General features: G+C 70.2%; 11 protein-coding genes. 8 read left to right on the plus strand and 3 right to left on the minus strand.

Translation table 11 applies throughout. The features are described from left to right. Window positions 1-1,037: NAD(+) diphosphatase (gene nudC / locus VGO20_RS18660; protein WP_414639851.1), on the plus strand; the 1,037-nt coding region annotated here is incomplete at its 5' end. A gap of 31 nt (window positions 1,038-1,068) precedes the next feature. Here the strand turns inward: nudC and VGO20_RS18665 are convergent. The 3 genes from VGO20_RS18665 to VGO20_RS18675 all read right to left on the minus strand — a co-directional run bounded on the left by VGO20_RS18665 (window position 1,069) and on the right by VGO20_RS18675 (window position 4,143). After that, complete coding sequence (locus VGO20_RS18665; protein ID WP_327503885.1) at window positions 1,069-2,412, minus strand: deoxyguanosinetriphosphate triphosphohydrolase; 1,344 nt, start codon at window positions 2,410-2,412, stop codon at window positions 1,069-1,071. Window positions 2,413-2,485: 73 nt separating this feature from the next. Next, a complete protein-coding gene (locus tag VGO20_RS18670) occupies window positions 2,486-3,349 on the minus strand; it encodes a prephenate dehydratase (RefSeq protein ID WP_327503886.1) in 864 nt (287 codons plus the stop codon). A gap of 35 nt (window positions 3,350-3,384) precedes the next feature. Beyond that, a complete protein-coding gene (locus tag VGO20_RS18675) occupies window positions 3,385-4,143 on the minus strand; it encodes a 3-deoxy-manno-octulosonate cytidylyltransferase (RefSeq protein WP_327503894.1) in 759 nt (252 codons plus the stop codon). Between the two features lie 144 nt (window positions 4,144-4,287). On the opposite strand from VGO20_RS18675, the gene VGO20_RS18680 reads away from it, so the two are divergent. The 7 genes from VGO20_RS18680 (at window position 4,288) to VGO20_RS18710 (ending at window position 12,435) form a co-directional block, all read left to right on the plus strand. Next, window positions 4,288-4,830, plus strand: a complete 543-nt coding sequence (locus tag VGO20_RS18680; protein ID WP_327503887.1) for a c-type cytochrome — start codon at window positions 4,288-4,290, stop codon at window positions 4,828-4,830. Between the two features lie 173 nt (window positions 4,831-5,003). Next, window positions 5,004-5,798, plus strand: a complete 795-nt coding sequence (hisN, locus tag VGO20_RS18685; protein ID WP_327503888.1) for a histidinol-phosphatase — start codon at window positions 5,004-5,006, stop codon at window positions 5,796-5,798. A 64-nt stretch (window positions 5,799-5,862) separates the two neighbouring features. After that, window positions 5,863-6,357 carry a hypothetical protein gene (locus VGO20_RS18690; RefSeq protein ID WP_327503889.1) on the plus strand — a complete coding sequence of 165 codons (495 nt, stop codon included), beginning with the start codon at window positions 5,863-5,865 and terminating at the stop codon, window positions 6,355-6,357. A 265-nt stretch (window positions 6,358-6,622) separates the two neighbouring features. After that, entirely contained in the window at window positions 6,623-8,509 is a 1,887-nt protein-coding gene (locus tag VGO20_RS18695) for an extracellular solute-binding protein (protein WP_327503890.1), read from the plus strand. A gap of 35 nt (window positions 8,510-8,544) precedes the next feature. After that, window positions 8,545-9,651, plus strand: coding sequence for a microcin C ABC transporter permease YejB (locus VGO20_RS18700; RefSeq protein WP_327503891.1), 1,107 nt, complete (start codon window positions 8,545-8,547; stop codon window positions 9,649-9,651). Continuing rightward, the gene (locus VGO20_RS18705) at window positions 9,648-10,766 is read left to right on the plus strand and encodes an ABC transporter permease (RefSeq protein ID WP_327503892.1); all 1,119 of its coding nucleotides are present in this window, start codon (window positions 9,648-9,650) and stop codon (window positions 10,764-10,766) included. Before VGO20_RS18700 ends, VGO20_RS18705 begins: the two co-directional genes overlap by 4 nt. Before the next feature lie 13 nt (window positions 10,767-10,779). After that, entirely contained in the window at window positions 10,780-12,435 is a 1,656-nt protein-coding gene (locus tag VGO20_RS18710) for an ABC transporter ATP-binding protein (RefSeq protein ID WP_327503895.1), read from the plus strand. Window positions 12,436-12,866: the final 431 nt, after the last annotated feature.

Genomic DNA, 12,866 nt, shown 5'->3' on the forward strand with positions numbered 1-12,866 from the left:
CCGTCCCTGCGCCCGCCCTTCCCTGCGCCCGCGCGGCGTGGCACAAAGGAGCCATGCTCGAACGCCCCAACCATTACGCCGGCAGCAGCCTCGATCGCGTGGCAGCGCGGCGCCGCGACCCCGACTGGATCTCCCGGCAGCTCGCCGACGGCGCGGCGCGGGTCGTGCCGCTCTGGCGCGGCCGCAACCTCGTCGCCGACGCTCCCGACGGCCCGCGCGCGGTGCTCCTCGGCTTGGCGGACGCGCTCGAGGCGGCGCAGGCGGCCGGGCAGGCGGCTTCGGACCTGCTCCTGCTCGGCCTGCGGAACGGCGCGGCCGTCTTCGCCGCCGACCTGTCGGCGGTCGAGGAACCGGAATCCCTGCCCCGTCTCGCCGGTGCCGGCCGCTTCGCGGACCTGCGCGAGTTCGGCCCCGTGATCGACCTCGACGACGCGGCCCTGCTCGCCTATTCGCGCGGGCTGGCGTGGTGGCACCAGCGTCACCGCCATTGCGGCGTCTGCGGCGCCCCGACCGTCAGCGTGGACGCCGGCCATGTGCGGCGCTGCGGCGAGGAGCGCTGCGCAGCCTCGCATTTCCCGCGCACCGACCCCGCGGTGATCATGCTGGTCCATGACGGCGGCGACCGGGCGCTGCTGGGCCGCCACGGCCGCTTCCCGCCCGGCATGTACTCGACGCTGGCCGGCTTCGTCGAGCCCGGCGAGAGCCTGGAGGAGGCGGTCGCCCGCGAGGTCGGGGAGGAGGTCGGCGTCGCCGTCGCCGACGTCCGCTACCATTCCTCCCAGCCCTGGCCGTTCCCGGGCTCGATCATGCTCGGCTTCACCGCGCGCACCGACCATGGCGAGCGCGACCTGCGCGTCGACCCGGAGGAGCTGGAGCACGCCCGCTGGTTCACCCGGGCCGAGCTGCTGGCCGCCCGCGACGACGGCCCGCTGCGCCTGCCGCGCCGCGACTCGATCGCGCGCCGCCTGATCGAGGACTGGCTCTCGGGAAACGGCCAGCAGCCCGGATGGACGACCGCGCCTGGATCCAAGGGCTGAGCTTTTCCTTTGCCCCCGGACCCGGTTCCTCTCAGTGCACGTGCCCCGAGAGCTGCTTCGCCAGGTAGCTCGCCCGCTCGTCGCTGAGGCTCGCGAGGAAGTCGTTGATCTTGAGGTAGCTGCCGTACAGCCCGTCCGCCTTCGACAGCCGGCTCGTCTCCAGCAGGTCGTTGATGCGGCGCGCCTTGAACGGCAGCTGCTCGTCGTCGTCGCGGTTGGCGGTGTCCTCGTGGATCGCCAGCGCCGCGTCGCAGCACGCGGTCAGCAGCACGTCGACCGCGGCGTAGGCGCCGATCTCGATCTCGGTCTTGCGGGCGTATTTGAAGATCCGCTGCTGGCCCAGCTCCTTCTTCGCGACGTGCAGGCAGCGCGCGACGGCGGGATCACCCGTGTCGGTGATCGGCGGCACCGGCACGCCGGCGATGATGTCGGGATAGGCGGCGAGGAAGCTGCGGATCGTGCCCTCGACCAGGATCTCCATCGCCATGCCGCGCAGCTTCCAGATCCGCTGCCGGTCGGCGATGGCACCCAGCTCGCGGTAGCGCTCGACATGGCCGGGCGGCAGGATCGGCAGGATCAGGTCCTCGAAGTCGCGCACCGACAGGATGCCGAGCTCGATCCCGTCCTCGACGTCGATCAGCGCGTAGCAGATGTCGTCGGCCGCCTCCAGCAGGTAGGCCAGCGGGTGCCGGCACCACACCCCGGACGATACCTCGACCAGCCCGGTGCGCCTGCACACCTCGCGGAAGATCGCGGCCTCGGAGCGGAAGACGCTGAACTTGCCGGCCCGGCCCGGCGGGATGTCGGCCGAGCACCAGGGATATTTCAGGAAGGTCGACAGCGTCGCGTATGTCAGGCGCATCCCGCCCTGGCCGGGGTTGTAGCCGAGCTGGGTGATGATGCGGAACCCCTGGGCGTTGCCGTCGAAGGTCTGCAGGTCGGCGCGCTCGGGCGCGGTGACGCCGCGGAAATAGCGCTCGGGCGCCTTGCGGTACCATTCCCGGATCGCGAACTCGCCGGCATGGCCGAAGGGCGGGTTGCCAACGTCGTGGGCGAGGCAGGCCGCCTGCACGATCGCGCCCAGGTCGGAAGGCTGGATGCGCTCCGGCAGCTCGCCGCGCGCCTTCAGCGCCTGGCCCGCCGCCTCGCCGAGGCTGCGCCCGATGCACGAGACCTCCAGCGTGTGGGTCAGCCGGTTGTGGACCGTGTCGCTGGCCGGCATCGGATGCACCTGCGTCTTGCGCTGGAGCACCCGGAACGCGTCGGAGAAGACGAGCCGGTCATAGTCGCGCTGGTATTCGGAGCGGCCGTCCCTGCTTCCGGCCCCGCCCTGGAGCCGGTCGTCGCACAGGAGCCGGTCCCAGGACATGGTCATGGCGTGCCCTCGCGATCGGGATGCGCGCGCACTCTAGACCGGCCGGCCCGGAACGGCAATCGTCGCTCCGCCCTCAGTCGTCGCCCGGCGCGTCCACCCAGTCGCGGCGGACGGGATGGGCGGGATAGACGCCGAGGATGCGGACCTCGCGGGCGAAGAAGTCCAGCTCCTCCAGCGCGAGGCGCAGCGGGCGCTCGTCCGGATGGCCCTCGACGTCGGCGTAGAACTGCGCCGCCGTGAACCGGCCGCCGACCATGTAGCTCTCGAGCTTGGTCATGTTGACGCCGTTGGTCGCGAAGCCGCCCATCGCCTTGTAGAGCGCGGCCGGCACGCTGCGCACGCGGAACACGAAGGTCGTGATCGTCGGCGTGCCCGCCGGCGGCACCTGCGGCTCGCGCGCCATGACCAGGAACCGGGTCGTGTTGTGGTCGGCGTCCTCGATGTTCTCGGCGAGCGAGGTCAGCCCGTAGATGCGCCCCGCCAGTTCCGACGCGATCGCCGCCACCGTGGGGTCGCCGCGCTCCGCGATCTCGGCGGCGGCACCGGCGGTGTCGGCATGCACGACCGCCTTCAGCCCCAGCCGCCGGATCAGGCGCGAGCATTGCGACAGCGCCTGGACGTGGCTGCGCACCACGCGGATCGTCTCCAGCGTCGCTCCCGGCGGCGCCAGCAGGTGGTGGTTCACGCGCTGGAAGTGCTCGCCGATGATGTGCAGGCCGCCGTTCGGCAGCAGGATGTGGTTGTCGGCGACGCGCCCCGCGACCGAGTTCTCGATCGGCAGCATCGCGAGCCGCGCGCCGCCCTCGCGCACCGTCTCGAACACGTCCTCGAAGGAGGCGCAGGGCACCGTCGGCATGTCCGGGAACACCGTCCGGCAGGACAGGTCCGAATAGGCGCCGGGGGAACCCTGGAAGGCGATCGCGTCGGTGTCGGGCATGGCGGGTCGGCTGCGTCTGCGGAAGGGACCGGGCTTCAGGGCGCCAGGATGGCGCGCGCGCGATCGAGGTCGGCCGGAGTATCGACGCCGAGCGGGACCGCGTCAACGACGGCCGCATCCATGCGCATTCCGGCCGCGAGCGCGCGGAGCTGCTCCAGCCGCTCGCGCCGCTCCAGCTCCGACGGCGGCAGCGCCACGAACCGCTCCAGCGCCGCGCGCCGGTAGGCGTAGAGGCCGACATGGTGGTACAGCGGCCCGTCGCCCCAGGGCGCCGTCGCCCGGGTGAAGTAGAGCGCGCGCGCGATCCGCGCGCCCGGTGCGCGCTCCAGCACCGCCTTGACCACGTTGGGGTCCGTGCGCTCCGCCGGGTCGGAGATCTCGACCGCGAGCGTCGCGACGTCGACCCCGGGATCGCCCAGCGGGTCGAGGGCGGCGCGTACCGTCTCCGGCGCGATGGTCGGCAGGTCGCCCTGGACGTTGACGACCGCGTCGTGCCGCCCCTCCGGGTCCAGGCGGCGCAGCGCCTCGAAGATCCGGTCGGAGCCCGAGGGATGGGCCGGGTCGGTCATCACCGCCCGCCCGCCGGCGCGCTCGACCGCGTCCGCGACCTCGGCCTCCGAGCAGGCGACGACGACCGGGCCGAGTGCGGACTCGCTGGCCCGGCGCCAGACATGGACGATCATCGGCACGCCGCCGATGTCGGCCAGCGGCTTGCCCGGCAGGCGCGTCGAGGCCATGCGGGCGGGAACGATGACGACGGGGTTCTGCGGCCTTGCGGGATGATGAGCGGTCATGGCATGAACGGCGTGCGACATTTAGCCCCGTCGGTCAAGCGCCAAAGCGGCTGCGCGGTGCGACATGCCGCCCTATCTTGGGCCGCCGCGGTGACCGACCGGCGCCGCTGGGATGCGCATTGCAGGGACTTTGGGGACGTTCGCATGTCGAGCATGGAGTGGAACAAGATCTTCGCCGCGATTCTGGTGGGCGGCCTGATCGCGATGATGGCCGGCTTCGTCGCCGACGTGCTGGTCGAACCGGAGCAGCTTGAGCAGAACGCCTACGTGATCGACACCGGTGCCACCGAGACCGCGGACGCGGGCGCGCAGGAAGCCCCCGCCGGCCCCGCCCCGATCGGCCCGCTGCTGGTCGCCGCCGACCCCGCCGCGGGCCAGGGCGTCTCGCGCGCCTGCGCGTCGTGCCATACCTTCGAGGAAGGCGGCCCGAACCGGGTCGGCCCGAACCTGTACGGCATCGTCGGCGCCGAGTTCGCCCATGTCGAGGGCTACGCCTACTCCGACGCGATCGCCGGCCGCGAGGGGGCATGGGACTACGAGGCGCTCAACGAGTTCCTCTACGCGCCGCGCGAGTACGCCCCCGGCACCAAGATGACCTATGCCGGCCTCAAGGACGACGAGGACCGCGCGAACCTGATCGCCTGGCTGCGCACCTTGAGCCCGAACGCGCCGCCCCTGCCGCAGTAAGGGGAGCCCGGCAAGGACGCCGGCAGGGACTGAGGATGGACGGGGCGCCTCGAGGGGCGCCCCGTCCCGTTTTCGGCGTTTCGTCCTCCGGTCTCATTTTTGATGTTCCTGGGGTGCGGGGCCGGCGGTAGGATGCGCGCCGCCGATCCGGCCGAACGGACTTCCGAGCCGTCATGACGCTTCCCCATCTGGCGGTCTCCTGCCCCGCCCCGCTGATCGACCTCGCCGGGCGGCTCGCCGACGCGGCCGGCGCGGTCGTGCGGCGCCACTTCCGGACCCCGCTCGCGGTCGACGACAAGCCGGACATGTCGCCCGTGACGATCGCCGACCGGGAGGCGGAGGCGGCCGTGCGCGCGCTGCTCGCCGAGGAGCAGCCCGGCCACGGCATCGTCGGCGAGGAGCACGGCGCCACCAACGCCGACGCCGAATACGTCTGGGTGATCGACCCCATCGACGGGACCAAGGCCTTCATCACCGGCCGCCCGCTGTTCGGGACGCTGATCGCGCTGCTGCATCGCGGCCGGCCGGTGCTGGGGCTGATCGACCAGCCCGTGATCGGCGACCGCTGGACGGGCGCTCTGGGCCGGCCGACGCTGCTGAACGGCGCGGTCGCCCTGACGCGGCCCTGCCCCGGCCTCGCCCCCGCCGTCCTCAGCACGACGTCGCCGGACCTGTTCGGCGACGATTTCGGGCGTTTCCGCCGGCTTGCGGACGCGGTCAAGCTGACCACCTATGGCGGCGACTGCTACGGCTACGGCCTGCTCGCGGCCGGCTTCATCGACATCGTCGCCGAGGTCGGCCTGAAGCTGCACGACTTCGCCGCCCTGGTCCCCATCGTCGAGGGGGCGGGCGGCGTCATCACCGACTGGTCCGGGCGCGGCCTGCACGCCGGGTCGGACGGACGGGTGCTCGCGGCCGGCGACCCGAGGGCGCATGCCGAGGCGCTCGCCCGCCTCGCCGCTACCTGACCGGCCCCGAACAGGCCAACCCCGAACGGACCGGCCGCCGAACCCTCCATCCAGGATGTCCTCCATGCGCATTGCTGCTCCCGCGGAAACGGCCTACGAGACGGCCCCCCAGGACGCCCGCGACCTGATCGACCAGATGGTCGAGACGCTGAACGCCGTGCCGGAATGGCCGGCCCGCTCCGCCCTGCTGCTGGAGATGATCGACGCCCTCGACATCGCCATGACCGCCGACGGGATCGAGGACGACGAAGACGAGGGTGAAGAGGACGAGGACGGGGACGAAGCCGGGTACGCGGACGACGACTTCGCGGAGATGATGACCTTCTATGTCGGCGCCGTGCTCGAGCGGCTCGGCGAGGCCGAGATGCACGAGCCCGAACAGGCGGCCTTCTACATGCTGTCCTGCCACCCCGAGCATCTCGACGCCGCCCAGGGCTGGCTGGGCACGCCCGGCAACGCCGAGGCGTTCGAGAGCTTCGTCGACGCCAATCCCGACTATGCGGCCGTCCTCGACATGATCGAGGACCTCTATCTCGACCCCGACGAGATCGACGAGTGACCGGGGGCGAGTGACTGGGGGCGAGTGACTGGGGATGGCCGCCGCGGCCCTCGACGCCCCGGAATTCGCCGGGCCCCGGAACCCGCCAAGCCTCGAAATTCGTTGACGGATCGTCGGCGAGGTGCCATTTGCCCGCCGTTTGCCATAATCCGGTCCTAGGGAAGGACCGTTCGTGGCGGGAATTGCGGCGTGCGGGTGATCCCCACCCCGCCCGGAAGGCATTCCGGCACCGACCCGGGCAAGATCGAGACGGAGCGAGGCTTTCATGAGACGTTTTCTGGCCGCCGTCACCCTCCTCGGCCTCGCGGCGTTCGGCACGCTGCCCGGCGCCGCCGCGCAGGACCCGGCCACCCAGAACCCGGCCGCCCAAAATCCTGCCACCCAGAATCCTGCCGCCCAGAATCCTCCCGAAGTGACCGAGACCTGGGCGGTCGCGGAGTTCGGCGAGCCGCTCTACGGCCCCGACATGCCCCACTGGCCCTACGCGAACCCGAACGCGCCCAAGGGCGGCTCGGTGAAGCTCGGCGTCCAGGGCGGGTTCGACAGCCTGAACACCTACATCCTGCGCGGCTCCTGGCCCGCCGGCATCGGCGTCATCAACGACAGCCTGATGACCGGCTCGGGGGACGAGCTCTCCAGCGCCTACGGCCTGGTCGCCGAGAGCGTCTCCTATCCCGAGGACAGGAGCTGGGCGGAGTTCAAGCTGCGGCCCGAGGCGCGCTGGCACGACGGCGAGCCGGTCACCGCCGGCGACTTCAAATACGCCTTCGACGTGATCCGGGAGCACGGCCGCCCGTTTCTGCGGAGCTTCTATGAGGACGTCGCGGGCGCGGAGGTCGTCGACGACCACCGCATCCGCTTCACCTTCAAGACCAAGGGCAGCATGAAGCCGCTGATGGCGGTGGCCGGCCTGTCGCCGCTGCCGCGCCACTGGTGGTCCCAGCCCGGCCGCGACATCACGCGCACGACGCTGGAGCCGATCCTCGGCAACGGGCCCTACCGGATCAAGTCGATCGATCCCGGCCGCTCGATCACCTACGAGCTGGTCGACGACTACTGGGCCAAGGACCTGAACGTCGCCCGCGGGCTCAACAACATCCGCGAGATCACGTACGAGTACTACCTCGACGACACGGTCCTGTTCGAGGCGTTCATGGGCGGGCAAGTCGATTTCCGCGACGAGAACCGGGCCCAGCGCTGGGCCAACAGCTACAACCGGCCCGAGGTCGACGACGGGCGCATCGTCAAGCGCGTCCTGCCCGACAACATGCCGAGCGGCGCGCGCGGGATCATGATCAACACCCGCCGGGACCGCTTCAAGGACGTGCGGGTGCGCGAGGCGCTGGCGCATCTCTACGATTTCGAGTGGATGCAGAAGAACATCCTCTACGGCCAGTACAAGCGCGCCGAGAGCTGGTTCCCGAACTCCGAGTTCGGCGCCACCGGCAAGCCGACCCAGGCCGAGCAGCGCATCCTCGACAAGTACAAGGACCGCGTGCGCCCCGAGGTGCTGAACGAGGCGTTCGAGGCGCCGACGACGGACGCCAGCGGCAACATCCGCGACAACCAGCGCATCGCGCTGCGCCTGTTCAAGGAGGCCGGCTGGGAGCTGAAGAACGGAAAGCTGGTCGACGCCCAGGGCCGCCAGTTCCAACTCGAGCTCCTGCTCAACGGCCCGATCTCCCAGCGCCTGATGGAGGTCTACGCGCGCAACCTGACCCGTTCCGGCATCGACGCCTCGGTGCGCATCGTCGACAGCGCGCAGTACCAAGTCCGCATGGACGAGTTCGACTACGACATGTCGCCGGTCGCCTTCAACTTCTTCCCGCCCCCCGGCCCGGAGCAGCGCAGCTATTTCGGCTCGGCCGCCGCGGATACCGACGGCACCGGCAACTATTCCGGCATCAAGGACCCCGTCGTCGACGCCCTGATCGAGGAGCTGGTCGTGGCCGAGGACATCGACACGCTGGCCGCGATCAACCGCTCGCTCGACCGCATCCTGCTGTGGGGCTGGTACATGGTCCCGCAGTACTACAACGACGAATACCGGCTGGCCTACTGGAACAAGTTCGGCCATCCCGAGAGGATGCCGAAATACGGCGTCGGCTTCCCGACCACGTGGTGGATCGACCCCAAGAAGGCCGGGTCCTGACACGGCACCGGCCCTGAGCAGCACTGGAATCCGCGATGCTCGCCTATATCGTCCGCCGCCTGCTCCTGATCATCCCGACCCTGCTCGGGATCATGGTCATCAACTTCCTGATCGTCCAGGCCGCCCCCGGCGGCCCGATCGAGCAGGTGATCGCCCAGCTCGAGGGCACCGCCGTCGACGCGACGGCGCGCATCGGCGGCTCGTCGGGCGGCGACCTGCAAAGCCAGGCCCCGTCGGCTGGCGGCGGCGACGCTGCCAGCCGCTACCGCGGCGCCCAGGGCCTCCCCCCGGAGTTCATCGAGCAGCTCGAGCGCGAGTTCGGCTTCGACAAGCCGCTGCACGAGCGCTTCCTGCTGATGATCGGCAACTATCTCGCCTTCGACTTCGGCACCAGCTACTTCCGCGACACGCGCGTCATCGACCTCGTGATCGACAAGCTGCCGGTGTCGATCTCGCTCGGCCTGTGGACGACGCTGATAACCTATCTGGTCTCGATCCCGCTCGGCATCCGCAAGGCCGTGCGCGACGGCTCGCGCTTCGACGTCTGGTCGAGCGCCGTCGTGATCGTCGGCTACGCGATCCCGAGCTTCCTGTTCGCGGTGCTGCTGATCGTCATGTTCGCGGGCGGGCGCTACTTCGACTTGTTCCCGCTGCGCGGCCTCTTCAGCGACAACTGGGCCGACCTGCCCTGGTGGCGCCAGGTCCTCGACTATTTCTGGCACCTGGCGCTGCCGGTCGCGGCGATGGTCGTCGGCGGCTTCGCCGGGCTGACCATGCTGACCAAGAACAGCTTCATAGAAGAGATCAACAAGCAGTACGTGACCACCGCGCGCGCCAAGGGGCTGGGCGAGGGGCGGGTGCTGTACGGCCACGTGTTCCGCAACGCGATGCTGATCGTGGTCGCCGGCTTCCCCGGCGCCTTCGTCGGCATCCTGTTCACGGGCGCGCTGCTGATCGAGGTGATCTTCTCGCTCGACGGGCTCGGGCTGCTGGGCTTCGAGGCGGCGATCAACCGCGACTATCCCGTGATGTTCGGCACCCTCTACTTCTTCACGCTGTTGGGTTTGATCATGAATCTCGTCGGCGACCTCACCTACGTGGCGGTCGACCCCCGCATCGACTTCGAGGCGAGGCGGACATGAGCGGACGCTTTCTCGGGATGCGCGTGACGCCGCTGACGCAGCGGCGGATCGCGAACTTCAAGGCCAACCGGCGCGGCTGGTGGTCGCTCTGGATCTTCCTGGTCCTGTTCGTGCTGTCCCTGTTCGCGGAGTTCATCGCGAACGACCGGCCGCTGCTGGTGCGCTACGAGGACGAATTCTACTACCCGATCTTCCAGACCTATCCCGAGACGACGTTCGGCGGCGAGTTCGAGATGGCGGCCGACTACCGCGATCCCTTCGTCGCCGAGCTGATCGACGAGAAGGGCTGGATGGTCTGGCCGCCGATCCCCTACAGCTACCGGACCATCAACTACGACCTGCCGGTGCCGGCCCCGGCCCCGCCCTCGGCGGAGAACTGGCTCGGCACCGACGACCAGGGCCGCGACGTGGTGGCGCGGCTGATCTACGGCTTCCGCATCTCGGTGCTGTTCGGGCTGACCCTGACCCTGCTCAGCTCGGTGATCGGCGTCGCGGCCGGCGCGGTGCAGGGCTATTTCGGCGGCTGGACCGACCTGCTGTTCCAGCGCTTCATCGAGATCTGGTCGGGCATGCCGACGCTCTACCTGCTGATCATCCTGGCCAGCGTGGTCGAGCCGAACTTCTGGTGGCTGCTGATCCTGCTGCTGCTGTTCTCCTGGATGTCGCTGGTCGGCGTGGTGCGGGCGGAGTTCCTGCGCGCGCGCAACTTCGACTACGTGCGCGCCGCCCGCGCGCTCGGCGCCGGCAACGTCTCGATCATGGTCAAGCACGTGCTCCCCAACGCGATGGTGGCGACGCTGACCCTCCTGCCCTTCATCCTGAACGGCTCGATCACGACGCTGACGGCGCTCGACTTCCTGGGCTTCGGCCTGCCGCCGGGCTCGCCGTCGCTGGGCGAGCTGCTGGCCCAGGGCAAGGCCAACCTGCAGGCGCCGTGGCTGGGCCTGACCGCGTTCTTCGTGCTGGCGATCATGCTGAGCCTGCTGATCTTCATCGGCGAGGCCGTGCGCGACGCCTTCGATCCGCGCAAGAACATCATGCACCTGCCGCAGGCCAAGGCGGTGCAGGTGAAGAAGGAAGTCTCCACGGTTCCCGGAAGCAAGGCGGCCGAGTGAGATGCGGAGTGAGATGACGATGGACAGCCAAGAAGCTTCCCGGCGCGAGGCCCCCCTGCTCGAAGTGCGCGGCCTGGAGGTCGAGTTCAGGAGCGCCGGCGGCGCGGTCCCGGCCGTGCGCGGCGTCTCCTTCCACATCGAGAAGGGCGAGACGCTGGCCCTCGTCGGCGAGTCCGGCTCGGGCAAGTCGGTCACGGCGCTCTCGATCCTCCAGCTCCTGCCCTATCCGATGGCCCGCCATCCCGCCGGCAGCGTGCGCCTGCTCGGCCGCGAGATGATGGGCGCCGACGAGAAGACGCTGCGCTCCGTGCGCGGCGACCGCGTCGCGATGGTCTTCCAGGAGCCGATGACCTCGCTCAACCCGCTGCACACCATCGAGAAGCAGGTCAACGAGACGCTGTTCCTGCACAAGGCGCTGACCCGCCCGGCCGCGCGGCGGCGCACGCTGGAGCTGCTGCGCCTGGTCGGCCTGCCCGATCCGGAGAAGCGCCTGAACGCCTACCCGCACGAGCTGTCGGGCGGCCAGCGCCAGCGCGTCATGATCGCGATGGCGCTCGCGAACGAGCCGGACCTGCTGATCGCGGACGAGCCGACGACCGCGCTCGACGTCACGATCCAGGCGCAGATCCTGGAGCTGCTGAAGGACCTGCAGCGCCGCTTCGGCATGGCGCTGCTGCTGATCACCCACGACCTCGGCATCGTGCGCAAGATGGCCGACCGGGTCTGCGTCATGAACCAGGGCGAGATCGTCGAGCAGTCGGACGCGGCCGGGCTGTTCGCGAACCCGCGCCATCCCTATACCCGGCGCCTGCTGGAGGCCGAGCCGAAGGGCAACCCCGCCCCCCCGCCCGAGCACGCGCCCGAGGTGATGGCCGCCGACGACGTCAAGGTGTGGTTCCCGATCAAGAAGGGCCTGCTGCGCCGGACCGTCGACCACATCAAGGCGGTCGACGGCATCTCGGTCGAGGTGAAGGCCGGGCACACGGTCGGCGTGGTCGGCGAATCGGGCTCGGGCAAGACGACGCTGGGCCTGGCACTCCTGCGCCTGCAGTCCAGCCGCGGCGCGATCCGCTTCGACGGCAAGGACATCCAGGGCTGGCAGGCGTCGCGCATGCGCCCGCTGCGGCGCGAGATGCAGGTCGTCTTCCAGGACCCCTACGGCTCGCTCAGCCCGCGCATGTCGGTCGGCCAGATCATCGAGGAGGGGCTGAGGATCCACGGCATCGGCTCCCCGGCCGAGCGGGACGCGATGATCGCGCGCTCGCTGGAGGAGGTCGGCCTGCCGCCCGAGAGCCGCAACCGCTACCCGCACGAGTTCTCGGGCGGCCAGCGCCAGCGCATCGCGATCGCGCGCGCGATGGTGCTGAAGCCGCGCTTCGTCGTCCTGGACGAGCCGACCTCGGCGCTCGACATGTCGGTCCAGGCGCAGATCGTCGACCTGCTGCGCGACCTGCAGGTGCGCCACAACCTCGCCTACCTGTTCATCAGCCACGACCTGAAGGTCGTCCGCGCGCTCAGCAACGACGTGATCGTGATGAAGGACGGCCGCGTCGTCGAGAGCGGTCCGACCCGCCAGATCTTCGAGGCCCCGCGCCAGCCCTATACCCGGGCCCTGATCGCCGCCGCCTTCAACCTGGAAGCCGTCGACGCCGACGCGGTGGCGTCCTGAGCGGCCCCGTCCGGCCGGGCGTTCCGCCCGGCCTCCTGCTGCCCCCTGACGTCCGCCGCCGAGGAGCCGGAACCCCCGGCCCTCGGCCGCCCCGGCTGAGAAGTCGCGACCGCCTCGCCGGCGGGTCTGCGCGCGCGCCCCCACGAGCCCCGCGAAACGGCGCTTTCACGAAGCATATTGCACGCCACCGAACCTCGACGTATGCTTTGAACGTAGTTACGGAAGCTATTCCGTAATTACGGAATAAAGATAGGCCGGCCGGGGAGGCATCGCGATGAAGCGCGACGGGGAGCGCGACGGGGAGAACGGCGAAGCGGGACGCGAGCGGCGAAGCCGGGTCAGCGGTATCGACCGGGCGTTCCAGATCCTCGACGACCTGATGGAACGCGGGACGCCGGCCACCGCCTACGACATCGCCAGGAGCATCGGCG

Origin of the sequence: Arenibaculum sp. (assembly GCF_035998295.1) — a bacterium.
Lineage (GTDB): Bacteria > Pseudomonadota > Alphaproteobacteria > Azospirillales > Azospirillaceae > DASYHS01.